The organism is Mycobacterium sp. pW045, from assembly GCF_041287085.1.
In the GTDB taxonomy this organism is placed as follows: domain Bacteria; phylum Actinomycetota; class Actinomycetes; order Mycobacteriales; family Mycobacteriaceae; genus Mycobacterium; species Mycobacterium algericum_A.
This window is the reverse complement of the sequence record NZ_JBGGKU010000005.1, coordinates 277450-302145: the sequence shown is the minus strand read 5'-3', so window position 1 is coordinate 302145 and position 24696 is coordinate 277450. Positions and strand designations below refer to the sequence as shown.

24 protein-coding genes are annotated in these 24696 nt (G+C 67.1%); 8 read left to right on the top strand and 16 right to left on the bottom strand.

Annotation, left to right across the window (positions count from 1 at the left end; genetic code table 11):
* Nucleotides 1-2: 2 nt before the first annotated feature.
* The 5 genes from ACAG20_RS10695 to ACAG20_RS10675 are packed head-to-tail and all read left to right on the top strand — an operon-like array spanning nucleotide 3 to nucleotide 6080.
* Nucleotides 3-809, top strand: a complete 807-nt coding sequence (locus tag ACAG20_RS10695) for an enoyl-CoA hydratase/isomerase family protein (protein ID WP_193465087.1) — start codon at nucleotides 3-5, stop codon at nucleotides 807-809.
* The gene (locus ACAG20_RS10690) at nucleotides 806-1597 is read left to right on the top strand and encodes an enoyl-CoA hydratase/isomerase family protein (RefSeq protein ID WP_041320176.1); all 792 of its coding nucleotides are present in this window, start codon (nucleotides 806-808) and stop codon (nucleotides 1595-1597) included. Before ACAG20_RS10695 ends, ACAG20_RS10690 begins: the two co-directional genes overlap by 4 nt.
* Nucleotides 1597-3063, top strand: coding sequence for an AMP-binding protein (locus tag ACAG20_RS10685; RefSeq protein WP_193465086.1), 1467 nt, complete (start codon nucleotides 1597-1599; stop codon nucleotides 3061-3063). Before ACAG20_RS10690 ends, ACAG20_RS10685 begins: the two co-directional genes overlap by 1 nt.
* Nucleotides 3053-4555, top strand: coding sequence for a class I adenylate-forming enzyme family protein (locus ACAG20_RS10680; protein ID WP_193465085.1), 1503 nt, complete (start codon nucleotides 3053-3055; stop codon nucleotides 4553-4555). The genes ACAG20_RS10685 and ACAG20_RS10680 overlap by 11 nt, the downstream gene beginning before the upstream one ends.
* Nucleotides 4548-6080: a class I adenylate-forming enzyme family protein gene (locus ACAG20_RS10675; protein ID WP_370492492.1), complete on the top strand. Its 1533-nt coding sequence runs from the start codon at nucleotides 4548-4550 to the stop codon at nucleotides 6078-6080. The genes ACAG20_RS10680 and ACAG20_RS10675 overlap by 8 nt, the downstream gene beginning before the upstream one ends.
* 18 nt (nucleotides 6081-6098) lie before the next feature.
* Here ACAG20_RS10675 and ACAG20_RS10670 read toward each other — a convergent pair whose 3' ends face one another.
* The 4 genes from ACAG20_RS10670 to fabG are packed head-to-tail and all read right to left on the bottom strand — an operon-like array spanning nucleotide 6099 to nucleotide 10089.
* Nucleotides 6099-6806 (bottom strand): GntR family transcriptional regulator, encoded by a 708-nt coding sequence (locus tag ACAG20_RS10670; RefSeq protein WP_370492491.1) that lies wholly within the window; start codon nucleotides 6804-6806, stop codon nucleotides 6099-6101.
* Nucleotides 6807-6809: 3 nt separating this feature from the next.
* Nucleotides 6810-8003 carry an acyl-CoA dehydrogenase family protein gene (locus ACAG20_RS10665; protein ID WP_370492490.1) on the bottom strand — a complete coding sequence of 398 codons (1194 nt, stop codon included), beginning with the start codon at nucleotides 8001-8003 and terminating at the stop codon, nucleotides 6810-6812.
* Nucleotides 8000-9262 (bottom strand): acetyl-CoA C-acetyltransferase, encoded by a 1263-nt coding sequence (locus ACAG20_RS10660; RefSeq protein ID WP_370492489.1) that lies wholly within the window; start codon nucleotides 9260-9262, stop codon nucleotides 8000-8002. The genes ACAG20_RS10665 and ACAG20_RS10660 overlap by 4 nt, the downstream gene beginning before the upstream one ends.
* 41 nt (nucleotides 9263-9303) lie before the next feature.
* On the bottom strand, nucleotides 9304-10089 hold the full coding sequence (gene fabG / locus ACAG20_RS10655) for a 3-oxoacyl-ACP reductase FabG (RefSeq protein WP_193465080.1): 786 nt from the start codon (nucleotides 10087-10089) through the stop codon (nucleotides 9304-9306).
* Nucleotides 10090-10149: 60 nt separating this feature from the next.
* Between fabG and ACAG20_RS10650 the strand changes: the two genes are divergently transcribed.
* From ACAG20_RS10650 to ACAG20_RS10640, 3 genes are read left to right on the top strand one after another with little or no spacing between them, the layout of a single operon-like run.
* Nucleotides 10150-11313 (top strand): acyl-CoA dehydrogenase family protein, encoded by a 1164-nt coding sequence (locus ACAG20_RS10650; RefSeq protein WP_370492488.1) that lies wholly within the window; start codon nucleotides 10150-10152, stop codon nucleotides 11311-11313.
* A 22-nt stretch (nucleotides 11314-11335) separates the two neighbouring features.
* Nucleotides 11336-12157 carry a mycofactocin-coupled SDR family oxidoreductase gene (locus ACAG20_RS10645; protein WP_370492487.1) on the top strand — a complete coding sequence of 274 codons (822 nt, stop codon included), beginning with the start codon at nucleotides 11336-11338 and terminating at the stop codon, nucleotides 12155-12157.
* 8 nt (nucleotides 12158-12165) lie between these two features.
* Nucleotides 12166-13644 (top strand): class I adenylate-forming enzyme family protein, encoded by a 1479-nt coding sequence (locus tag ACAG20_RS10640; protein WP_370492486.1) that lies wholly within the window; start codon nucleotides 12166-12168, stop codon nucleotides 13642-13644.
* Here the strand turns inward: ACAG20_RS10640 and ACAG20_RS10635 are convergent.
* From ACAG20_RS10635 to ACAG20_RS10580, 12 genes are all read right to left on the bottom strand, one after another.
* Nucleotides 13639-14817 carry a cytochrome P450 gene (locus tag ACAG20_RS10635; RefSeq protein WP_370492485.1) on the bottom strand — a complete coding sequence of 393 codons (1179 nt, stop codon included), beginning with the start codon at nucleotides 14815-14817 and terminating at the stop codon, nucleotides 13639-13641. The two genes, ACAG20_RS10640 and ACAG20_RS10635, sit on opposite strands and share 6 nt — an antisense overlap.
* A 6-nt stretch (nucleotides 14818-14823) precedes the next feature.
* The gene (locus ACAG20_RS10630) at nucleotides 14824-15228 is read right to left on the bottom strand and encodes a hypothetical protein (protein ID WP_112683541.1); all 405 of its coding nucleotides are present in this window, start codon (nucleotides 15226-15228) and stop codon (nucleotides 14824-14826) included.
* 13 nt (nucleotides 15229-15241) lie between these two features.
* Entirely contained in the window at nucleotides 15242-15928 is a 687-nt protein-coding gene (locus ACAG20_RS10625) for a hypothetical protein (RefSeq protein ID WP_112683542.1), read from the bottom strand.
* Nucleotides 15925-16056 (bottom strand): hypothetical protein, encoded by a 132-nt coding sequence (locus tag ACAG20_RS10620; protein ID WP_019736260.1) that lies wholly within the window; start codon nucleotides 16054-16056, stop codon nucleotides 15925-15927. Before ACAG20_RS10620 ends, ACAG20_RS10625 begins: the two co-directional genes overlap by 4 nt.
* 14 nt (nucleotides 16057-16070) lie before the next feature.
* On the bottom strand, nucleotides 16071-16862 hold the full coding sequence (locus ACAG20_RS10615; RefSeq protein WP_370492484.1) for a CbbQ/NirQ/NorQ/GpvN family protein: 792 nt from the start codon (nucleotides 16860-16862) through the stop codon (nucleotides 16071-16073).
* 13 nt (nucleotides 16863-16875) lie between these two features.
* Entirely contained in the window at nucleotides 16876-18408 is a 1533-nt protein-coding gene (locus tag ACAG20_RS10610) for a nitric oxide reductase activation protein NorD (RefSeq protein ID WP_370492483.1), read from the bottom strand.
* A gap of 362 nt (nucleotides 18409-18770) precedes the next feature.
* Nucleotides 18771-19448, bottom strand: coding sequence for a hypothetical protein (locus ACAG20_RS10605; RefSeq protein WP_083037788.1), 678 nt, complete (start codon nucleotides 19446-19448; stop codon nucleotides 18771-18773).
* Nucleotides 19449-19493: 45 nt separating this feature from the next.
* Nucleotides 19494-20105 (bottom strand): TetR/AcrR family transcriptional regulator, encoded by a 612-nt coding sequence (locus tag ACAG20_RS10600; protein WP_013830347.1) that lies wholly within the window; start codon nucleotides 20103-20105, stop codon nucleotides 19494-19496.
* 83 nt (nucleotides 20106-20188) lie between these two features.
* Complete coding sequence (locus ACAG20_RS10595) at nucleotides 20189-20371, bottom strand: bacterioferritin-associated ferredoxin (protein ID WP_013830348.1); 183 nt, start codon at nucleotides 20369-20371, stop codon at nucleotides 20189-20191.
* Nucleotides 20372-20377: 6 nt separating this feature from the next.
* Entirely contained in the window at nucleotides 20378-21835 is a 1458-nt protein-coding gene (locus tag ACAG20_RS10590) for a FadD3 family acyl-CoA ligase (RefSeq protein ID WP_370492482.1), read from the bottom strand.
* Nucleotides 21836-21837: 2 nt separating this feature from the next.
* Nucleotides 21838-23028 carry an amidohydrolase family protein gene (locus ACAG20_RS10585; protein WP_013830350.1) on the bottom strand — a complete coding sequence of 397 codons (1191 nt, stop codon included), beginning with the start codon at nucleotides 23026-23028 and terminating at the stop codon, nucleotides 21838-21840.
* Between the two features lie 35 nt (nucleotides 23029-23063).
* Nucleotides 23064-24686 carry an AMP-binding protein gene (locus tag ACAG20_RS10580; protein WP_370492481.1) on the bottom strand — a complete coding sequence of 541 codons (1623 nt, stop codon included), beginning with the start codon at nucleotides 24684-24686 and terminating at the stop codon, nucleotides 23064-23066.
* Between the last annotated feature and the right edge of the window lie 10 nt (nucleotides 24687-24696).

The following is a 24696-nucleotide window of genomic DNA, read 5'->3' as shown; positions in this document are numbered from 1 at the left end:
CCATGCCGACATTCGACACCATCACCTACGAACTGGACGGCCATACCGCGACGATCACCCTGAATCGTCCCGAGGCACTCAATGCACTGAGCCCGCACATGGTCACCGAACTGCGGGCCGCCTACGCCGAGGCCGAGAACGACGAGAAGGTGTGGTTGCTGATCGTGACCGGAACCGGGCGGGCGTTCTGCACCGGCGCCGACGTGAAGGCGATCCCCGGCGACGGGAAGGTGATCAACGAACGGCCCTACCTGTCGACCTACGAGCAGTGGGAGGCCCCGCAGGAGGGGACCCCGCCGTTCCGGACGATGGCCAAACCGGTCCTGGCCGCGATCAACGGAATCTGTTGCGGCGCGGGCCTTGACTGGGTGACCACCGGAGACATCGTCATCGCCTCGGAGCGTGCCACCTTCTTCGACCCGCACGTCTCGATCGGCCTGGTCGCCGGCCGTGAAGTGGTGCGGCTGGCACGCGTGCTGCCCCGCTCGGTCGCCCTGCGCATGGCGATGATGGGCCGCCACGAACGCATGAACGCCCAGCGGGCCTACGACCTCGGCATGATCAGCGAGGTGGTGGAGCACGACCGGTTGCTGGAACGCGCGCATGAGATCGCCGGCATCCTCAACTCCAACGCTCCGCTGGCGGTGCGCGGGACCCGGCTGGCGATCCTCAAAGGCCTCGACCTGCCGCTCCACGAAGCCGAAATGCTCGCCGAGGCCTTCCGGGAGCGCAACCTGCACACCGAGGATTCACTGGAGGGCCCCAAGGCCTTCGTGGAGAAGCGGGCACCGGAATGGCAGTGCCGATGACGCCGGACAGCTTCGAGACCATCCTGCTCGATGTCGACCGCGACGACCGGGTCGCCACCATCACGCTGAACCGGCCGGATCGGCTCAACGCCTTCAACCGCACCATGTGCGAGGAGATGGCCGCGGCGTGGCGCATCGTCAAACTCGACGAGGACGTCAACGCCGTCGTGCTGCGAGCCGCCGGCGACCGGGCTTTCAGCGCCGGACTGGACATCAAGGCCTCCTACGGACAACCCGACAACGTCTGGAATCACGAGGATCCCGGCGAGGCGCTCAGCCCCAAGTGGCAGAAGATGTTCAAACCGGTGATCTGCGCGGTGCAGGGGATGTGCACCGCCGGCGCGTTCTACTTCGTCAACGAAGCCGACGTGGTGATCTGTTCGGCCGACGCGACGTTCTTCGACTCGCACGTGTCCGCCGGACTGGTCTGCGCACTGGAACCGATCGGACTGATGCGCCGGATCGGTCTGGGCGAAACGTTGCGGATCGCGTTGATGGGCAACGACGAACGAGTCGGCGCCGACACCGCGCTGCGCATCGGCCTGGTGTCAGAGATCGTGGCACCCGAACAACTCTGGGGGCGGGCACACGAGATCGCGGCCGCCATCGCGGCCAAGCCGCCGTCGGCGACCCAGGGCACGGTGAAGGCGATCTGGGAATCGCTGGACAAGCCCTACCGAGCCGCCCTGGAACAGGGACTGATCTACACCCGGCTGGGAAACCCGCTCGGCAAAGCCGAACTCGACGCCCAACCACCCCACCCTGCCGCCCCGCCGCGGATCCGCTGATGGCGCATCCGCTCACCGAACGTATCGCCGCGGTCCTCGACCTGCAGCCCGACGCGCGCGCGTTCGAATACGCCGGCCAATGGCACTCCTGGTCTCAGGTCGCCGTCATGGCCCGGCGCATCGCGGCACTGACCGCCGGCCGAAGAGTCGGAATCCTGCTGCGCAACCGTCCCCCGCAGCTGGCCGCGCTGCTCGGCGTGCTGCTCGGTGGCGGCTGCGTGGTGGTGATCAACCCGTCCCGCGGCGACGAACGCACCCGCGCGGACATCGCCGCGCTCGAACTGCCGGTACTCATCGGCGAACCCGAGGATCTGACCGCCCTGGTCGCGCCGACACCGCGCACCACGACGGTGTCGGTCTCCGACCTCACCGGTGAGCCACAGGTCACCGCGGCCACCGAGGCCGGTTCGGATGCGGGCCGTCCCGGCGTGGCGGTGTGGATGCTGACCAGCGGGACGACCGGCCCCCCGAAACGCATCGACCTGACCTACGACATGCTGGCGCACAGCGTGATCGGCCCCGATCCCGCCCGGGCACCGGCACCGACCCAGTTGCGCGGCGGTGTGGCGATCGTCAATTCACCGCTGGTACACATCGGCGGAGTGTTCCGGGTACTGCAGTGTGTCGCCGAGGCACGGCCATTCGTGCTGCTGGACCGCTTCGAGCTGACGGGCTGGGCCGAGGCGGTGCGCAAGTATCGGCCGCGCGCGGTGTCGCTGGTCCCGACCGCGCTGCGGATGGTGCTGCACTCAGACCTGACCCGTGAGGACTTATCCAGTATCCGTGCTGTCACCTCGGGCACGGCTCCGCTGTCGGCCGACGACTCCGACGCCTTCACCGCCAAATTCGGCATCCCGGTGCTCACCTCCTATGCGGCAACCGAATTCGGTGGCGGAGTAGCCGGCTGGACCCTGGGCGACTACCAGCGGTTCTGGCAGGACAAGCGCGGCAGCGTCGGACGGGCAACTCAGGGAGCACAACTGCGGGTTGTCGGTGACGACGGCGTCCCAGTCGGCCCCGACAAGCCCGGCTTGTTGGAGGTCAAGCCGGGCCAACTCGGCCCAGACGCGGACTGGATGCGCACCACCGACCTGGCCCGCATCGACGTCGACGGATTCTTGTGGATCCTCGGCCGGGCGGATCAGGCCATCATCCGCGGTGGTTTCAAGGTGATGCCCGACGATGTGCGGGTCGCCCTGGAGGCCCACCCGGCGGTGAAGGGCGCCGCCGTGGTGGGACGCAGCGACGATCGCCTCGGTCAGACACCGGTGGCCGCGGTCGAGCTGCACTCCGGAGCCGTCACCGATGCCGAGACACTGGCCGATTTCCTGAGCACCCGGCTGGCCCGCTACGAGATCCCCACCGACATCACGATCGTCGACGCCCTGCCGCGGACCCCGTCGGGCAAGGCCGACCTCAATGCGGTGCGGGAGCTGATCGGCGCACAGGGACGGCATGTCCACTGATGTACTGCCGGAAATCCTGCGCGCACAAGCTCGTTCGCGCGGGGCTCATCCGCTGCTGATCTGCGACACCGAACGCATCAGTTACACCGAGGCGGAGCGGCGATCCGCCCAGCTGGCCGGCCGGCTGCTCGCGCTCGGGGCCGGCCGCGGCAGTCACATCGGACTGCTGTACCCCAATGGCGGGTCGTTCCTGGTCGGCGCGCTGGCCGCCGCACGTATCGGAGCGGTGGTGGTCCCCTTCCCCACCTTCGCCACCGCCCCGGAGCTGCGCCGCCAACTGGCCCACAGCGATGCCCAGATCCTGCTGGCCGGCGAGTCCTATCGGTCGCATGACTACCGGCAGCGGCTCACCGAAGCGCTGGAGGTCGGGCTCGACTGTGGTGAGCCGGTATTCAGCGTCCATGCCCCGCAGCTGCGCCGGGTGGTCTTCGATGCCGATGCCGGTGGCGAGGCTCCGGAAATCCTCGAAGCCCTGGAGACCGATGTCGACGGCAGCGATCCGCTGTGCATCATCTACACCTCGGGGTCCTCCGGGATGCCCAAAGGCGTGATCCATACCCACGCCGGGCTGTTGGGCCACCAGCGCAATCTGAACGACATCCGGCGACTGACCGCCGCCGACATCCTGTTCTGCAACTCGCCGTTCTTCTGGATCGGGGGATTCGCGTTCGCGCTGCTGGCCAGCCTGCTGGCAGGATCGACACTACTGTGCTCCAACGCCACCGACCCGGGCGCCACGCTGGACCTGATCGAGGCCGAAAAGCCCACGATGACCAATGGTTTCGTCAGCGGGATAACGGCCCTGGCGCGCCACCCGAGCCTGCCCCGCCGTGACCTGTCCACGCTGCGCCGGGGCAACCTGTATCCGCTCATGGCCCCCGATGCGCGACCCGCGGATCCCCAGTTGCGACACCAGATGTTGGGTATGACCGAGACCGGTGGCCCGGTGCTGCTCAGCGAGGACGACAGCGATCAGGCCGAGCATCGGCGCGGCAGTTTCGGCCGGCCCGCGCCCGGGTTCGAGTGCCGAGTCCGCGACGGTGAGCTGATGGTGCGCGGACGCCACCTGATGCAGCGCTATCACAAGCGCAGCCGCGAGGAATGTTTCGACGCCGACGGCTGGTTCGCCACCGGGGACCTGGTGCGCACCGACGCCGACGGCTTCTACTACTACCAGGGCCGACGTGACGCGGTGATCAAGACAGCCGGCGTCACCGTGTCACCGATCGAGGTGGAACGCGCCATCGCCAAGGTGACCGGCGGGGCCGTCGCCCACGTGATCGGCATTCCCGACCCCGATCGCGGACAGCTGGTGGCGGCGGTCGTCGTGCAGCAGGACCTGGATCTGGGATCGCTGCCGGAGCTTCTCAAGCCGGAACTGTCGGCCTACAAGATCCCGCGCCGCTTTGCCACGGTCCCGGCCGCCGAGCTCCCACTGCTGACCAGTGGCAAAGTCGACCGGCACCGGCTGGCCGAGGTCTTCGATGTCTGACTCCGCCACCATCGACGCCCTGGTCTGCTCCCGTGCCGGCTCGCAGCCCGACAAGCCCGCCGTGATCGATCCGAGCACCCGGCTCAGCTACGCCGAACTCGACACATCGTCTCGTGAGCTGGCAGCGGTCTTCGTCCAGGCCGGTGTCGGGAAGGGCACCCGAGTGGGGCTGATCATGCCCAACGGCGTCGAGTGGGTGCGCACGGCGATAGCCCTGACCCGCATCGGCGCGGTGCTGGTGCCGCTGAGCACACTGTTGACCCCGCCGGAGCTGGTCGCCCAGCTTCGCGTCGCGGCGGTGCAATTCTTGGTGAGCGTCGACGAATTCCGTGGCCGACGTTACCTCGACGGACTGGAAGTGAATACTTCGACTCTCCCCGCTCTGCAACAGATTTGGGATGTCGAACAGTTGGCTTCCGTCACCGCGGGTGCCGCACCCGCCCGGATCGTCGACGCACTCGCCGCGGCCGTCACGCCCTCCGACCCGCTGGTGATCATGTTCACCTCCGGCAGCAGCGGCCCGCCGAAAGGGGTGCTGCACTCGCACGGCAACGCACTGGGCGCCGTTCGGGCCGGTCTGGCCGCCCGCTGCATCCACGCCGGCACCCGGCTGTACCTGCCGATGCCGTTCTTCTGGGTCGGTGGCTTCGGCGGCGGCGTGTTGTCGGCGCTGCTGGCGGGTGCGACGTTGGTCACCGAGCAGATCCCGACACCGGAGACGACCCTGAAACTGCTGGAATCCGAACGGGTCACGTTGTTTCGCGGCTGGCCCGACCAAGCCGAGACGCTGGCACGCCACCGCGGCGACGCCGACCTGTCGGCGCTGCAACCCGGCAGCCTGGAAGCACTGCTGCCGCCGCAGCTGCGCGCCCAGCCAGGCGCACGCGCCAATCTGTTCGGGATGACCGAATCGTTCGGACCGTACAGCGGCTATCCCGCCGACACCGACATGCCCCGGTCCGCCTGGGGCAGCTGCGGTAAACCGTTCGAGGGCATGGAGGTTCGGATCGTCGACCCCGACACCGGCGTCCCGGTACCGGCCGAGACGGTGGGCATGATCCAGCTGCGCGGGCCGCACATGCTGCGCGGCATCTGCCGCCGCAGCCGCGAGCAGACCTTCACCGCCGACGGCTTCTACCCCACCGGTGACCTGGGGCGCCTCGACGACGACGGGTTCCTGTTCTACCACGGCCGATCCGACGACATGTTCAAGGTCAGCGGCGCCACCGTGTATCCCAGCGAGGTCGAGAAGGCGCTGCGCGCCATCGACGGCGTCGAGGCCGCCTTCGTCACGAATGTGTTCGATGACGGCCGGGATCGGGTCGGTGCGGCGGTGGCCGGTGCTGCCCTGACGGTCGAGCGACTGCGCGAGGATGCCCGCGAGCGGTTGAGCCCCTTCAAGGTGCCGACGGTGTGGCTGCTGTTCTCCAGTCCCGACGCCGTTCCGCGCGGACCGACCGGCAAGGTCGACAAGCGGCGACTCCGCGAACGACTGACCGAGACCATCGAAGCAAATCGGCTTTGAGCCAGCTGACGGCGGCCCTCAGCTTGGTTGCCGCCGACGCCGACCCGATCCGCCGGCCGACTCCACCACACCGTGCTCGACGAGGTGATCGATCAGTGGGGCCGCACCGGCGGCCAGATGCTCGGCCATCGCCGCGCGGGCCAGTTCTTCGTCGCGCTTGGCCAGCGCCGCCAGCACGGCGCGGTGGTGGCTGGTCGATTTGGCCGGCCAACCCGACACGGTGGGAAACACCGATTCCGGTGCGTACCGGGTGATCTGGTACATCAGCTGGGCGAGCTTGGGCGAGTCGGCGGCGACATTGATGGCACGGTGGAACTCGTGGTTGAGCCGCACCGCCCGTTCTTCGTCATCGGCGGTGTAGGCGTCTTCGAGCTGATCCTGGATCTCGTCGAGTTCGCGTAGCTGGTCGTCGGTGATGTTGGCCGCCGCCCGCGCGGCGAGCTCGCCACCGATGTGCGCCTGGACGTCGGAAACATCGGTGATGTCGCGCCGCGTCACCGGGAGCACGACGAATCCGCGATGCGGCTGCTGATCGAGCAGGCCCTCGGCGCGCAGGCCGAACAGCGCCTCGCGCACCGGGGTCACGCTGACACCCAGCTCGGCCGCCAGCTGGTCCAGCCGCACATACTGCCCGGCGAGATAGTCCCCGTTGAAGATTCGCTTGCGCACGAAGCGGGCCACATCCTCGGAGAGCTGTGACCGCACCGGGAAATCGGGGGCGCCCACTTCTCAGACCCGGTAGTCGGCGAGCAGTCGCTTGCTGATGATCTGTTTCTGGATCTCGCTGGTGCCCTCGCCGATCAGCAGGAACGGCGCGTCGCGCATCAGCCGTTCGATCTCGTACTCCTTGGAGTAGCCGTAGCCGCCGTGAATCCGGAAGCTCTGCTGGGTGACCTCCGAGCAGAACTCGCTGGCCAGGTATTTGGCCATCCCAGCAGACACGTCGTTACGTTCGCCGGAGTCCTTGAGCCGGGCGGCGTTGACCATCATCAGGTGCGCCGCTTCGACTTTGGTCGCCATCTCGGCGAGCTCGAAGGCGATCGCCTGGTGCTCGGCGATGGGTTTCCCGAAGGTCTCGCGCTGCTGGGCGTAGCGCACCGCGAGCTCGAACGCCCGGATACCGACCCCGCAGGCCCGCGCCGAGACGTTGACCCGGCCCACCTCGATGCCGTCCATCATCTGGAAGAAACCCTGACCCGGCGCTCCGCCCACCACGTCGTCGTCGGCGGCGGCGTACCCGTCGAAGATCAGCTCCGTGGTGTCGATGCCCTTGTAGCCGAGCTTGTCGAGCTTGCCCGGAATCGTCAGCCCGGGAAGGACTTCGCCGAAGCCGACCGGCTTCTCCACCAGAAAAGCCGTCAGGTTGCGATGCGGCTTGTCGGCGCCCTCGTCGGTGCGCACCAGTACGGCGATCAACGTGGAGCTACCGCCGTTGGTCAGCCACATCTTCTGCCCGTCGATGACGTACCCGCCGTCCGGCTGCCGGGTGGCGCGGGTGCGGATCGCAGCGACATCGGACCCCAGTTCGGGCTCGGACATGGAGAACGCGCCGCGGGTCTCGCCGGTGGCCATCCGCGGCAGGAAACGCTGCTTCTGCTCGTCGGTGCCGTGTTGGCGCAACATGTAGGCGACGATGAAATGGGTGTTGAGCACACCGGAGACGCTCATCCAGCCGCGGGCCAACTCCTCGACGCACAGCGCGTAGGTGAGCAGGGATTCGCCGAGGCCGCCGTATTCCTCGGGGATCATCAGGCCGAACAAGCCCATCTCCCGCATCGAGTCCACGATGGCCTGCGGATAGGTGTCGGTGCGCTCCAGCTCGCCGGCCGCCGGGATGACGTCCTTGTCCACAAATCGGCGCACGGTGTCGAGGATCTCGGTCTGGAACTCGGTGAGCCCCAGGGTTTGCGCGAGTTTGGTCACGGCCCGACCCTTTCGAAGACGGCGGCGAGCCCCTGGCCGCCGCCGATGCACATGGTCTCCAGTCCATAGCGGGCGCCGCGCCGGTTGAGCTCGCGGGCCAGGGTGGCCAGCATCCGCCCACCGGTCGCGCCGACCGGATGCCCCAGCGAGATTCCCGAACCGTGCACGTTGGTTCGTTCCCGGTCGGCGGCGCCGAATTCCCATGCGGCCATCACCGCGAGTGCCTGCGCGGCGAACGCCTCGTTGAGCTCGATGAGGTCGATGTCGGACAACCGCAGCCCGGCCTTGCCCAACGCGACGTCGGTGGCGGGCACCGGCCCGATCCCCATGACATCGGGCGCGACTCCCGCGACACCCCACGACACCAGTCGCACCAACGGGGTCAGGCCCAGCTGCTCGGCCTTTTCGCGGGTGGTCACCACGCACATCGACGCCGCGTCGTTCTGGCCGCTGGAGTTGCCGGCGGTGACGGTGGCGTCCGGATCACTCTTGCCCAGCACCGGTTTCAGCTTGGCCAGCGACTCCACCGAGGTGTCGGCTCGGGGATGTTCGTCGGTGTCGATGCACTCCTCGCCGGCGCGGGATCGCACGGTGACGCCGATGATCTCCTCGGCCAGCACGCCGGACTGCTGGGCCGCCACCGCACGCCGGTGCGAGGTCACCGCCAGCTCGTCCTGCTCGGCGCGGGAGATGCCGTACTCCCGACGCAGGTTCTCAGCGGTCTCCAGCATGCCGCCGGGTACCGGGTGGTGCCGGCCGCCGGCGGTGGTCCGGCCACGCGCCAGGCCGTCGTGTATCCGGACCCCGCCGCGGGCCCCGCCCCAGCGCATGTCGGTGGAGTAGAACGCCACGTTGCTCATGCTCTCCGCGCCGCCGGCGATCACCACGTCGCAGTCGCCGCTGCTCACCTGCAGGCAGGCCTGCAGCACCGCCTGCAGCCCGGAGCCGCAGCGGCGGTCGACCTGCATGCCCGGAACCGTCACCGGCAGACCGGAATCCAGCGCGACCACCCGTCCGATGGCCGGTGCCTCACTATTGGGATAGCAGTGGCCGAGCACCACGTCATCGATCGCGTCGGCGGGCAGCCCGGTGCGGTCCAGCAGACCTTTGAGCGCGGCGACGCCGAGCTCGACGGCGGTCAGCGAGGCGAACATCCCACCGTAGCGGCCGATCGGGGTACGGACCGGTTCGCAGATCACCGCCTCCCTCGGCCGAGAAGTCCCCCGCAAGCGGGAGGTCCCCCCAGCGAAAGCCCCCATTCTAGACCCGATTTGGGGGCTTTCACGTCTGCTCGCGCCGGTCATAGATGCCTGCCGCCGGTCACCTCGAGCACCGTGCCGGTCATGTAGGACGACATCCCGGAGGCCAGGAACAGCGCGACGTTGGCCACCTCATCGGGCTCCCCAGCCCGACCCAGTGGCACCTCGGCCACCTTGGAGTCCCAGATGCGCTGCGGCATCGCCTCGGTCATCGCCGATCGGATCAGCCCCGGCTGGATCGCGTTCACCCGCACCCCCAGGTAGGCCAGCTCCTTGCTGGCCGCCTTGGTCATGCCGACGATGCCGGCCTTGGCCGCCGAGTAATTCGTCTGGCCGACCATGCCGACCTTGCCCGAGATCGAGGACATGTTGACGATGGCGCCGCGCTTCTGCTCCCGCATGATCGCAGCGGCCGCCCGCAGTCCGTTCCAGGTGCCCTTGAGGTGCACCGAGATCACCTGGTCGAACTGGTCCTCGGTCATCTTGCGCATGGTGGCGTCGCGGGTGATGCCGGCGTTGTTCACCATGATGTCGAGCCCGCCGAACATCTCCACCGCGGCGGCGACCAACGCCTCGACCTCGGCGGAGCTGGTGACATCGCAGCGCACCGCTCGCGCCACCTCGGATCCCCCCAACTGCGCAGCCGCCTCCTCGGTGGCCGCCAGATTCACGTCGCCCAGCACCACCCGGGCGCCTTCGGCGATGAATCGCTCCGCAATCGCGTAGCCCAGCCCCTGGGCGCCGCCGGTGACGACCGCTGTTTGACCGGTCAGCAAGGACACTCGATCACCCGCCTTCTGTGAGATGTTTGCAGCATCATATTTCATATATGATCATCGTCGGTAACGGGTCGTTCAACGTGTCGGACGTGAGGAGAAGCGGCGTCGATGAGTGAAGTCAGCGGCGAGGATTTCGCCGAGATTCTGGCCCAGACCCGCCATTTCGTTCGCAGCTCGGTGGTTCCGCGCGAGGCCGAGATCCTCGCCGAGGACCGCGTTCCCGACGATCTGCGCGAACAGGCCAAGGCGATGGGCCTGTTCGGCTACGCCATCCCGCAGCAGTGGGGCGGGCTGGGACTGGACCTCACCCAGGACGTCGAGTTGGCCATGGAGTTGGGCTACACATCGCTGGCGGTGCGCTCGATGTTCGGCACCAACAACGGCATCGCCGGTCAGGTGCTGGTCGGGTTCGGCACGCAGGAACAGAAGAGCCGCTGGCTGGCCCCCATTGCCACCGGCGACGTCGTGGCCTCCTTCGCGCTCACCGAACCGGGTGCGGGCTCCAACCCGGCCGGACTGCTGACCAAGGCGGTCCGCGACGGTTCGGACTGGCTGATCACCGGCCAGAAGCGGTTCATCACCAACGCGCCCACGGCCGAGTTGTTCATCGTCTTCGCCCGCACCCGCCCGGCCGACGAGCAGGGCGCCGGTATCGCGGTCTTCCTGGTTCCCGCCGGCGCCACCGGCGTCGAGGTGGGCGTCAAGGACGCCAAAATGGGCCAGGAAGGGGCGTGGACGGCCGACGTGGGCTTCACCGACGTGCGCGTCTCCGATGCGGCGCTGGTCGGCGGCAGCGAGGATCTCGGCTACCGGGCTGCATTGACCTCGCTGGCGCGCGGCCGGGTGCACATCGCCGCGCTGGCGGTCGGCGCCGCCCAGCGCGCTCTCGACGAGTCGGTCGGCTATGCGGCCACCGCCACCCAGGGCGGCACCCCGATCGGCAGCTTTCAACTGGTGCAGGCGATGCTGGCCGACCAGCAGACCGGCGTTTTGGCCGGCCGCGCCATGGTTCGTGACGCCGCGCGCAAGTGGGTCACCGAGGAAGACCGCCGAATCGCGCCGTCGGCGGCGAAGCTGTTCTGCACCGAGATGGCCGGCAAGGTCGCCGATCTCGCGGTACAGGTCCACGGCGGCACCGGTTACATGCGCGGGGTACCGGTCGAACGCATTTACCGCGATGTCCGGCTGCTGCGCCTGTATGAGGGCACCAGCGAGATCCAACGGCTGATCATCGGCTCGGGTCTGGTCAAAGCCGCTCAGCGGCAGACATGAATCGACAAGGGAGGGATCAGGCATGACGGGACGGTTGACCGACCGGGTCGCGTTCATCACCGGAGCCGCACGCGGGCAGGGGCGCGCGCACGCGGTGCGCATGGCCAGCGAGGGCGCCGACATCATCGCAATCGATGTGGCGGGCAAGCTCCCGGACTGCGTACCGTACGACCCGGCAAGCCCGGAGGATCTGGCCGAAACGGTACAACTGGTGGAAGCCACCGGTCGGCGCATTGTGTCCTCGGTGGTCGACACCCGCGACTACGACGGGTTGCGGGAGGCGGTCGTCGCCGGGGTGTCCACGCTGGGAAGGCTGGACATCATCGTCGCCAATGCCGGTGTCGCAGCCCCGCAGGCCTGGGATGCCATCACCCCGGAGAATTTTCGCGATGTGCTGGACATCAATGTGACCGGCACCTGGAACACCGTGATGGCCGGTGCGCAACACATCATCGACGGAGGTCGCGGCGGCTCGGTCATCTTGATCAGCTCGGCGGCCGGCATCAAGATGCAGCCGTTCATGGTGCACTACACCGCCAGCAAGCACGCCGTCACCGGCATGGCCCGCGCGTTCGCCGCCGAACTGGGCAAGCACGGGATCCGGGTCAACAGCGTGCATCCCGGCCCGGTCAACACCGACATGGGTACCGGCGACATGGTCAGCGCGCTGGGGCAGGCGATGGAGACCAATCCGCAACTCTCGCAGATGCTCACGCCTTTCCTGCCCACTTGGGTGGCCGAGCCGGAAGACATCGCCGGCACGGTGTGCTGGCTGGCCAGCGGTGACTCCCATCTGGTCACCGCCGCCGCGATTCCGGTGGATCAGGGCTGCACGCAGTACTGAGGTGGGGAATGGACCGGTTCTGCGCAACGCTATCGGCGGGCCTCAACAGCTACGGCGCAGCCCCGTGTATCGAGTTCGAGCGAACCTGGTACTCCGGCAATGACATCACCGGCTACATCGCAGCTGTCGACGACCAGCTGGCCCGGGCGGGTGTCGCACCCGGCGATCCGGTGGGCGTGGTGGTGCGCAACCGCGTCCCGCACGCCGCGGTCATCCTAGGCTTCGTCGCCGCCGGTCGTCCGGTCGCGATGATCTACTCCTACCAATCGGCCGAATCCATTGCGCGCGACATCACCTCGCTTCGGCTACCGGCGATCCTGGCCGACCAGCAGGACTGGACCGGACCGGTGCGCGACGCCGTCACGCATGTCGGATCGGCCGGGATCGGGCTGATTCCCGAGCCGATCGGTGTCGAAACCATCGCTGCGCGACGGCAAGTCGGTGATGCAGCGCCCGGCGGCAGGCTCGCACCCGGACTGCACATCTTGACCAGCGGCACTACCGGAGCGCCCAAACGGGTGCCGGTATCGACGTCGGCACTGCAGCACACGGTGCTGACCATGACCGTGGGGCAGCGCCCCGCCCCCGACGATTCCCCCGAACTGGTGTACTGGCCGTTCGGCAGCATCGGTGTGTGTCAACTGCTGGCGGGCCCCTACCTCGGTAAACGGATGGTGCTGCTGGAGAAGTTCACTGTCGCCGAGTGGGTGCGGGCGGTCAAGACCTACCGGATTAAACGGACCGGTGTGCAGCCGGCGATGCTGCGCATGCTGCTCGACGCCGATGTCGCCGAATCGGATCTGGCCTCACTGGAGTACCTGCCCGGTGGTTCTGGCCCGTTGGAGTCGCAGCTGCGCGAGGAGTTCGAGAGCCGCTACGGCATACCGCTGCTGTGGGCGTACGGCGCAACGGAATTCGCCGGCTCGGTTTGTGCCTGGACGCCGGAGCTGTACGAGCGCTACCGCGACACCAAGCCGGCCAGTTCGGGCAGGCCACTGCCGGGCGTGCAGGTTCGCATCGTGGATGCGGACACCGGCACGGTACTGCCGACCGGTAGGCACGGCCTTCTCGAAGCCCGGGTGCAGGTGATGGGACCGGAGTGGATCCGCACCACCGATCTCGCCTCGGTGGATGCCGACGGTTTCGTCACGATTCACGGGCGCGCGGATGGCGCGATCAACCGCGGCGGTTTCAAGGTCCTGCCGGAAACGGTGCGCGCGGTACTGGTGTCACATCCGGCGGTGCGGGACGCCTGTGTGATCGGGCTCCCTGATACCCGCCTGGGTCAAGTCCCGGTAGCGGCCGTCGAGCTGCGGCACAGTGGCGGGAAGCCGTCGGAGGACGACCTGAAGACCTTGGTGCGCAACGCGCTTCCCAGCCATCATGTGCCGGTGGCGATCGTCGTCGTCGAACAACTGCCGCGCAATGCCGCGCTCAAAGTGCGGCCCGCCGATGTCGCGGCGCTGTTCGAGACGCGGCGGTCATGAGTCCGGCCCGAGCCGAAGTGGCAGCGCCGGCAGCGAGCACGTCGCCGACGGCCAGCTGATCTCTGGCACGAAACCCGGTGCGAGCCCGAAATCAGGAATGCGGGCCAGCCATTCCGAGACCACGAGTTTGAGCTCCAGACGGGCGAGGTGTGAGCCCAGACAGCGGTGCGGACCGCCGCCGAATCCCCAGTGTTTATGCACCTTTCCGTCGAGAACCGGTTCATTCCCGGAATACTCGTCGCTGCCGTCTCGATTGATCGCACCGAGGCAGAGGCGGACCTGGGCGCCCGCGGGAATCTCAATGCCGGCGACGGTGACCGGGCGGGTGGTCGCTCGCCCGACGACGGGTGCCGCAGGTTCGAGGCGGATCATCTCCTCGACGAAGACCGCGACACCGTCGGGGTCGGCGCGCAATTCCGCACGCAACCCGGGCCGGCGGGCCAGTTCCAGCATCGTCATGCCGATCATGGCGGTGACGGTGTCCAGCCCGGCCAGCACGAACACCAGGGACAGTCCGGTGGCCTCGTCGTCGTCGAGCGGGTCTGCGCCGTGCAACACTTCCGAGAGAATGCCGGGCCGTGGTTCCTTGCGTTGGCGGGCAACCGCTTCGGTGAGGTAGCCGAACAGCTCCACTGTCGGGGTCAGATCCACGCTGGCGGGGTCGTCGGTCAGACTCAACGCGATAATCGCGTTCTTCCAGGCGACCAGGCGGTCCCGATCCTCCAGGGGCAGACCGAACAGCGTGAGGAACACCTGCGATGGGTAGGGGGTGGCCAATTCGGCCATCACCTCACACCGGTCGTGCTCGGCGATCCCGGCGATGAGCTCGGCGGCCTGCGACTGCAACGATGGCAGCAGAGCCATCAGGGTCTGGGGGCTGAAGTAGCGATGTAGCAGCTGCCGGTACTGGGTGTGGTCAGGCGGGTCGAACCCCAACGGCACCAGCGGAACCGGGCTGATCATGTCGCCGTAGGGGATCCTCGAGGAGAAGACCTCCCAGTCACGCAGCGCGGCAAGCACATCATCGCGACGGGTGAGGTAGTAGGCGCCCTCGCCGTACACCACGGGCCCGAGATCGCGCAGCGCCGCCCACCCTTCACCACGATCGCGGGCCATCGGCAGGTCGGCGTAAGCGAAGTGCGGCACCGCCGGTGCCACGTGCACGTCGGTCATGACCGCTCAACCACCCTGCGGTTGTGCAGCTTGCTGTCTGGCCAGCCGGGCCTGGTACCGCTCGACCAGCTCCCGGAAGCCGAGCCGGTCATATTGCGGAACGGGCTGAATCCCCCAGATGTCCTTGGCGGTGTCCTTGCCCTCGGCGCCCTCCGGAGGGCCGAGCGGCGGGTAGGGGTACTTGCACTCGAGGGTGTCGTCGGAGTAGCGCACCTTGAGCAGCTCGCTGCAGATCTGGGTGAGACTCAGCGTCGGGTAACCGTAGTAGATCGCCATGAACGGCAGGGTGAAAGCGCCTTCGATGACCAGTGCGACCAGGCACACCAACGTGGCGCGCTTGATCCAGGTGTGCATGCGCGCGTAGTACGGCGTGGTGCCCGGCGGGAGGTCTTCGGCGGCAGTGGTTTCCATAGTTGCGCTCCTTTTAGTCGGTGAAGACTTCGCGGTTCACCGTGTGCAGGTACGGGATGGCGAGGAAGGGGGTGATGTAGAAGATGTCGTAGAGCCACCAGCCGATGACCGGAAAGATCACCCCGGCGAACCGCACGTCGGCGAACATCGTCATGTTGAACACGTACAACACCCAGATCAACACACCCATCCAGCAGGTGACGATCATCCATTGGTGGCCCCAGCGCTTCATCTGCAGAAAGCCGATCGCGGCGGCGCAGCGCATCGCGAACACCGTGAGGATCATGCCGAAGACCATGGATTTCTCCCCGGGCCCGGCGGCACCGCCGACCCAGAGTTCGTTGTAGTGCCAGAAATAGCCGGCGTCGAACATGTGACCCCAGCCGATCATCAGCACCCGGTTGATCAGGGTGTGGTTGGCAACCAGGTCCAGCGACCAGCCCAGGCTGTTGAGCATGCCGTCGATCAGCACCAGATAACCGATCAGCGTGACGATCATGGGCCGCACCGACAGGCCGGCCCGCTGGGCCTCACGCTGCAGCCACACCCCGCGCATGAAGATCGGAAAGCCGATCAACCCGGGTGCCCACATACCCATCAGCGCAGCCCCGACGATCATCCATTTGTCGGCCTGCCACTGGGCGAGGCGGGACTGCTCCTGGTGGTCTTCCAGACCGACCGGTGGCCCGGTGACGGTCACAGGTACCACCAGCCCCGTTCGAACGACATGTACAGCTGGATCAGGAACATCGTGAGCAGGTAGCCGTAGATGACGATCTGGAAGACGATCAAGGCCCTCTTGCGCTTCTGCTCTCGCTGGTCGGCCATTTCGGGTGTCCTTTCTAGAGTTTGTCGGCGTCGAGCAGAACTGCGGCCGCGATCTCGCGCAGCCCTTCACTGATGGCGCCATCGGTGCTCAGCGGCGCAAGGATGCACGCTTCGGCGGCTTCCAGTTCGCCGGCACCGGCCGCGATGAGCTGTGCCGCGGTGACCAGCACCCGGGTCGACGGCGGCTCGAAGTGGAACGCCTCGTCGGCGGTGCGGATGGCGATGGCGCACTGCACGAGTCGCTGCGCGGCGGCGAGTTCGATGCCCGTCTCCGCGACGACGGCCTGCGCCTCCCGCTCGGGGGGAAGGTAGGTCATCGGCAAGGTGGCGAAGCGCTGCCGAAATGACGGTTTGAGTTCTTTCAACGAACTCCGGTACGCCGGGTTGTAGGAGCACACCAGCATGAAATCGTCTGGCGCCGGGACCACTTCGTCGGCCCGGTCCAGATACAGCGTGCGCCGATGATCGGTGAGCGAGTGCAGAATCGCCAGTGAGTCATGACGCGCCTCCACCACCTCGTCGAGGTAGCAGATGGCACCGGTTTTGACCGCCCGGGTCAGTGGTCCGTCGGTCCAGGTGACGTCACCGCCGGTCACCATGAAGCGTCCGACGAGATCTGAACTGGTCAGGTCGTCATGGCAGCTGATGGTGATGACGGGCCGACCCAGCAGTGATCCCATGTGCTCGACGAACCGGGTCTTACCGCAGCCGGTCGGCCCGGTCAGCATCACCGGGATCTTCCGAGTGAAGGCCTGCTCGAAGAGTCGGACCTCGTTTCCGTTCGAGTAATACATGTCGCTGCTCATGTGGCTCCCTCCCTTACGTACTGATCAGTTCGCGGTGCACGCGTGCCAGTACGCGCGGCAGTTCTTCGACCCGGCTGATCCGTTGTGAGCGTTTGGGTCCGAAAACCTCGGGCAACGGGTCGACGCGTGTCGGGCCGACGCCCACGTAGTAGACCGACACACCGGCCTCGTTGGCCTCCTCCACCGCGTGTGCGGCGTCCGACCAGGCGTACCTACCCTCGTAGCCTTCGTCGGAGATCATCCCGTCGCCGATGATGATGAGTAGTCGGCGCTCCGAGGGCTGGTCGAGCAGTCGGCTGGTCAGATGCCGGATCGGGGCACCGAGGCGGGTGTAACCACCAGCGGACAACCCCATACCGCTCGGCGGCACGAAGCGGGCTTCCGGAAAGTCCTTCAGGCAACGGACTTCCACCCGATGTCTGGTGTTGCCGGTGAACACGAAGATCCCGTGCCGCTCACGCGCGTGGGTCATGGCGCGGGACAACGCATCCGCGCAGGCCAGCTCGAGCCGGAACACCCGTCCCCCGTGTACCCCCAGCGAGGAGCTGCCGTCGAGCAGCAGCGCGGTGTTGACATCGCGGTCACACGGCAACAGGTCGCGGAACAGTCGGGGCTCGCCGGCCTCCCCGGTGCGCAGGTCGACGTAATGGCGGACGTACTGGTCGATATCGAGATCCGACCCGTCCTCGAGCCGGCTGACCATCGCGCGATGGGTGTCCTCCTGAAACCACTTGCGCAGGTCAGCCGAGGTCGTGGTGGGGGCACCGACTCGTCGGTCACGCGCCAACTCCACAACGGCCACGTGGTCGGGCATCAGGCGCTCGGTCCAGGAATTCCACTCCGGATACGGGATTCCCGGACGGTGCTCAGGGGTGACATCGGTGTCGTTGTCCTGCGGCCGGCTCGGGGGAGGCAGGTTCGGATTGCGAACCCCACCGTCACCGCCGACGGGCACCGAGTACGGCCGCGGCATCCGCTGCTGCGTCGTGGTCCAGGGCATCCTGCCGAACTGCCGCCGCAGTCTGTCGGTCAGCCCGGTGGGCGCCGTGTAGATCGCCGGCAGCCGGCCCAGCAACGGGTCGAGCTCCGCCTGATCCGATGCCCGGGCGGTCTCGATGGCCCGACCGATCATGTCCTGCGCCTCGAGCTGTGGGTCCGCCGGTGCGAGTTCGGGTAGCAGACGGTCGAACTCGGGCATCAGGCCCGGCCACCGCGCCGCGATCCAGCCCAGAGCGACGCCGGCTTCCACGACGGTCAGCGCCCGCAGTTCACGTGCCGACAGTTCGTTGATCCGGTACTGGCCCAGCCGGTCCTTCGACGATGCGCATTGCAGGGCGATCCCGCAGGTCAACGATCGCCGGGTCCAGTCGGTCCGCAATACCGGGTAGGGCACGTGCACGTGACTGCGCGACACGCTGAGGCCGAAGCCGCGGTGGTCGCCGGTGACCAGCCGCACGCCGGCGCGGTTCTCCTCGCTCAGCGCGACCGCGGTGACCGAGCAGCTGCGCTCCAGCGCCATGGCGGCGGTCTGGTCGAGGTCAGTCATGAAACGTCGCTCCCGGGCAGATGTGCGCCCGGCTCAGAATGTGCCGATGTTGGAGAACATCCAATACCAGAACCAGATGACCAGACCGGTACCGCCCCATGCCGCGACGTAACGCAGAATCTCCCAGACGTAGTCCATGGTCGGACCTCCTTGTTGACGGGTTCAGGCCGTGCGCCGCGGCGCAGGACGACTTGTAGCGCATGATGTTTCGTCCGCCACCGCGAAGCCTCCCGAAGACCACGCCGGCCCGTGTCTGGCGTCGGGGGGTGTCGTGCCGGACTAGGCGCAGCTGTGGGGTCATGGTGCACTGTTTCTAACTCATTGACTGACTTCAGTCAATAGAACGGATGCTTGCGGGGTGGTCAATCGGTGAAGATCTCGCGGTTCACCGTGTGCAGATACGGGATCGCAAGGAACGGGGTGATGTAGAAGATGTCGTAGAGCCACCAGCCCACGACCGGGAAGATCACCCCGGCGAACCGCACGTCGGCGAACATCGTCATGTTGAAGACGTACAACACCCAGATCACCACGCCCATCCAGCAGGTGACGACCATCCACTGGTGACCCCAGCGCTTCATCTGCAGGAACCCGATCCCGGCCGCGATCCGCATGGTGAACACGGTGAGAATCATCCCCGCTTCCATGGCCTTTTCGCCTGGGCCGGCAGCGCCGCCGACCCAGAGTTCGTTGAAATGCCAGAAGTATCCGGCGTCGAACATGTAGCCCCAGCCGCTGAGCAGCACACGCGCCAGCAAGGTGTGACTACCGATCAGGTCGAGCGCCCACCCCACGGTGTTGATCGCCGCGTCGACGATGACCAGGTACCCCAGCAGGGTCACCAGCATCGGCCGCACCGACATCCCGTTCCGCTGCGCCTGCCGTAGCAGCCACACTCCCCGGAGGAACAACGGCAGGCCGAAAATGCCCAATGCCGCAGTTCCTATCAGGATGCTTCCGCTGATCAGCCATTTGTCCGCCTGACGCTGGGCGAGGCGCGACGCTTCCATATGCTCTTCAACCGACAGTGCACCGGGCATGTCGACTGACTCTAGTCATTCAATGTCGCGGACGACAAGGATTGATCAGGCGATCACGGCCACGCTGTGCAGGGTGCGCTTCACCAGATCTTCGAGCAACTCGTGACGCATCGGATCGTTGGTGGTGATCGCCAGCGCGTAGAGACCGAGCAAGAAGAACACCGCACTGTTGATCGGCCGGACCTCCGGGTCCACCTCCCCCTCGGCCTGGGCCTGCTCGATGCGCTTGCCCAACAGCAGGACCAGTGAGTGATCACTACCGTCCTCGGCGGCCGGGCGGGTCTGGGAGAAGTGCAACGCCAGGAAATCCTTGAACAACAGCTCGCCGAGGCGGCGCTCCAGCCCCAACACCAGTCGCACCGCTTCGGTCAAGGCGGATTTCAGGTCATGCCCCTTGGCCAGGTACCGGCCGAACTGCTTTGCCATCCGGTCCTCTTCACGCTGCTCGAGCTCTAACAGCACATGTTCCTTGGTGGGGAAGTGGAAGAAGAACGTGCCGTGCGCGACGCCGGCGGCGGCGACGATGGCCCCGACGTCGGCCTGCGCCATCCCGGTCCGCTTGAACTCGGCCGTCGCCGCACCCAGCAGGCGCTCGCGCGTTTGCAGGCGCTTGGCTTCACGCGCCGTCATCTTGTCTGACTTGTCCACCACGGCCATGCCCGGATCCCTCTGCCTACTGCGTTGTGACCATTCGCCGGTCACGACAGTACCGCCTCGGCACTCCCCCGCCGGAAGATGACTTACGTCAGTGACTGCGTTCCGGTCGGAGCTGCCGCTATCAGGGCGCGGATGTTGTTCTTACACCGCCCGCATACCGTGCCCGCCCCGGTGAGTTCACCGACCTGTTTGGTGTTCGACGCACCGGCGGCGACGGCATCGATCACCTGCTGACTGGTCACCCCCGCGCACAGGCAGACGTACATGGGGTCTCACGCCCCGGCCTGAGTCTCCAGTTGTCCCTTGTCCACCTTGCCGGTGGCGTTCAGCGGCAACCGGTCTACGAAGCGAACCGAACGCGGAACCTTGAAACCCGCCATCCGGTCACGGCTCCAGGCGATCAGCTCCGATTCCGAGAGCCGCGGATCCCGTTTCACCACAAAGGCCTTGCCCACCTGGCCGAGCCGCTCGTCGGGGACACCGATCACCGCGGCCTGCGCGACGGCCGGATGCTCCAGCAGGAAGCCCTCGATCTCGGCCGGGTAGGCGTTGAAGCCGCCGACGATGAACATGTCCTTCTTGCGTCCCACGATCCGCAGCCGACCCGCATCGTCGATCGTCCCGATGTCTCCGGTGTGCAGCCAGCCCTGCGGATCGATCGCCTCGGCGGTCGCTTCCGGGTCGTCGAGGTAGCCGGCCATCACGTTGTAGCCGCGTACCAGGACCTCGCCGGCTTCGGCGTCGCCGGCTATGCGGATCTCGATGTCCGCACAGGCCTGGCCCGCCGTGGTGGCGATGTCCTCGAATGAGTCGCCGCGGCGTGAGGCGGTCACCGTACCGGCCTCGGTCAGGCCGTAACCGGTCATGATCGACTGGAACGGCAATTCGCTGCGGATCCGGCGGATCAGGTCCACCGGGATGTCGGCGGCGCCGGTGACCGCGGCGCGCAGCGATGACAGGTCACGCGCGGACACAGCGTCCAACAGCGACTGATACAGCGTCGGCGGACCCGGCAGCATCGTGATGCGTTCGGTCTCAATGAGTTCGGCCACCACGTCGACGTCGAAAACCCGAACCGGGACCATGGTCGCCCCTCGGATGCAGGCGGCGATGCAGCCCGCCTTGTAACCGAAGGTGTGGAAGAACGGGTTGACCATCAGATAGCGGTCACCCTCGCGCAGATCGGCCAGGTCGCACCACTCGGCGTAGAGCCGCAGATTCTGCTGATGGCTCATCATGACGCCTTTGGGCCGGCCGGTAGTGCCCGAGGTGAAGATGATGTCGGCGATGTCGCCACCGTCGACCGCGCGGTGCAGCGGCGCACCTGAGGCCAGGAAGTCTGATTTCAGGTCGATCACCGGGATGCCGGGCGGGGCGGTGAAATCCAGCCCCAGGAAACCCTTTTCGACCATGACCAGCTTGGCGCCGCTGCGACGGATGATGTCGTCGGCCTCTGCCGCCTTGAACCGGGTGCTGACCGGAACGAGCACTCCGCCGGCGGTCAGCAGCCCGAATGCGGCGATGATCCATTCCGCGGAGTTGGGCGCCCAGATGGCCACCCGATCACCCTTGGCGACCCCCGCCGCGGCGAACGCTCCCGCCGCGCAGCGGACCCGGTCGGCCAACTGGGAAAAACTCAGCCGCACCGGGCCGTCGGCGATCGCTTCGGCGTCCCCGAAGCGATCGCCGACACTCAAGACCATCTCGGGAATGGTCTGCCAGCGCGGCACCGCTAAACGGTGACGAGCCGACCGAGGTTACCGCCCATGATCTTGGCCTGGTCCTCGACGGAGAGGTGCGACAGCGCCGTCACGTAGTGGGTCGGCTCGGCCAGGCCCTCCGGGTGCGGCCAGTCGGAACCGTAGAGCACCTGCTCCACCCCGATCAGGTTGATCAGATCGTCGATGCCCTCTTCGTAGAACGGGCTGACGTAGATCCGGTTCTTGATCTCTTCCATCGGGTTGCCCAGGAAGGCCTCCGGCGCCTTCTTGTACACCTCGGCCATGGAGTCCAACAGCGGGAACATCCACTTCGAGCCGGCCTCCACGATGCCCACTTTGAGCTTCGGGTGGCGGAACAGCGCACCGTGGATCACCCAGGAGCCCACCGCATCCTGGATCGGGCGCCATTCGTTCAGAATGTTCATCGCATTGGTCTGGAAGGGCAGCATCTCCTGTACCGTGCCGTCCCACTCCGACGTGTAGCGCGCGTAGCCGCTGTCGCTGGAGTGCATGCCGACGAACACGTCATGGTGCACGCAACGCTCCCAGAACGGGTCGAACTCGGGCAGCGCGAACGAGCGCGGGCCGCGGAAACCGGGGACCGGAGCCGGGCGGATCAAGATGGCGCGGGCACCACGCTTGACACACCACTCGAGCTCCTCGATCGCCTTCTCCACGATGGGCAAGGTGATCACCGGGGTGGTGAAGATGCGGTTCTTGTAGTTGAAGCCCCACACTTCGTCCAGCCACTGGTTGAGCGAGTGGATGATGACGTGGATGGCGACCGGGTTATCGCGCAGCCGCTCCTCGATGAGGCTGGCCAGCGTGGGGAACATCAGCGAACGGTCGACGCCCAGTTCGTCCATCAGTGCCAGGCGCGGAGCCGGCTCGAAGAACGCCGGGATCGACTTCATCGGCTCCCCGAACAGTTCACGCTTGCTCTTGCCGTCGGGGTTGCCGAACTTGAAGTACTCCTCCCAGGCGCCCGGCTTGGCGACGTGCGAGAAGGTCGGGTTCGGGATGTAGTTGCTGATGTGGCCGTCGATCGCAATCTTGGTACGCCCGTTGATCTCCACGTACTGGACGATGTCCTTGTACTCCTTGGGCAAGTACTTGGTCAGCGCCTCCGGCGGCTCATAGAGGTGGTTGTCGGCGTCGAACAACGGGAACGGGATCTCGACGCGATGTGACAGTTGACCCATGGAATGCTCCTTTTCGGCTCGTGAGAATCATATTCTCACAATGGTGTCGGTGCAACCTCGCTGGCAAGGCCCTGCCGCACCCGGTACTTCTGCACCTTGCCGCTGGCGGTGCGCGGGAAATCCTCGACCACGTGCAGTTCCTCCGGCCACTTCTGCCGCGCCACGCCCATCCGCTCGAAGTGGGCCCGCAGTTCCGGCATCGTCGGCGACGCGAAGCCGGGTTTGAGCCGGACCACCGCGGCCGCCCGCTCCCCGAGCCGCGCGTCGGGCGCCGCGACCACCACCGCCTCGGCGACGGCCGGCATCGCCAACAACACCTCTTCGACCTCCACGGCGCTGATGTTCTCGCCGCCGCGGATGATCACATCGGCCTTGCGGTCGGTGATGGTCAGATACCCCTCGGCGTCCAGCACGCCGACGTCGCCGGTGTGGTACCAGCCCTCGGCGTCGAACGCCGCCTCGGTCAGGGCATCGTCGGTGTAGCCCAGGCACAGGTCGGGTCCCCGACTCAATATCTCCCCGTCAGGGGCCAACCGGATCTCCACGCCGGGCCGCGCGTCACCGTCGGTGAACAGCCGCTTGTCCTCCGGAGCGCTGGAGGTCGAGCCGGTGATCGACGGGTGCTCGGTGCTGCCGTAGGAGCGGTAGACATAGATGCCGAGGTCGGCAAGCCGGCGGGTGACCGCCGCGGGCACCGTCGCCCCGCCGAGCCCGACATTGGGGATGTGTTTGAGATGCTCGGTCGCAAAGCCCGGATGATCGAGCAGGCTGGTGACGAAATACGGCGGTCCGCCGCCGATCGACACGCCCTGACTGGTCATCAGCTCCAGCACCTGGGCGGGATCCCAGGTGTCGGCGAGGTCGATCGGAGCGCTCTCCAGCACCGGGATCAAGAAAGCGCCGAGCATCCCGATGAAGTGCCCGACCGGGGTTGCGGTCAGTTGCCGACCGCGATCCTTGGGGTAGTTATCGAGCAGCTGGCGCGTCTCGAAGCACAGCGTCTGGTGACTGTGTATGACGCCCTTGGGGTCTCGGGTGGTGCCGGACGTGAACGCGATGAGCGCCGGTGCGCCGGGGTCGGTGGCCAGGATCCCGGCCATCGGTTCAGCGGCGAGCAACTCATCGAAGTCCTGGCCCACCACGCTCGCCGGTCTCCCGCCCACCACGCTCGCCGGTCTCCCGCCCACCACGCTCGCCGGTCTCCCGCCCACCACCCCGACGATCGGGATGTCGCCGGCAAGCTCCGGCCGAAAGCTCATCCGCCCGAACTTCTCGGCGGTGATGAACACCCGGGGCTTGCTGGCGGCCAGGATGTAGCCCAGCTCCTTGGGGCCGTAGAAGTGCACGACCGGCACCACGACCGCCCCCAGGAACGCCGCCGCCCAGAAGGTCGCGGCGGCCTCCATCCAGTTGGGCAGCTGGAACGCCACGACATCGCCGGGCCCGACGCCGCGGGCCCGCAGCCCGGCCGCCAGCCGGCGGGCGGTCAGCTCCACCTCGCCGAACGTGCCGACCCATGGGCGTACCGCGGAGTGCACCTCGAAGTGGTTGGCGGCCCCGCGGGACAGACCGTGACCGAGCAGGTCCCCGAGGGTCTCCCGGGTCCACCACCCGTTGGCTTCGTAGCGACGCACCAGATCGTCGGGAATCTTTCGCATGTTCCCCGCG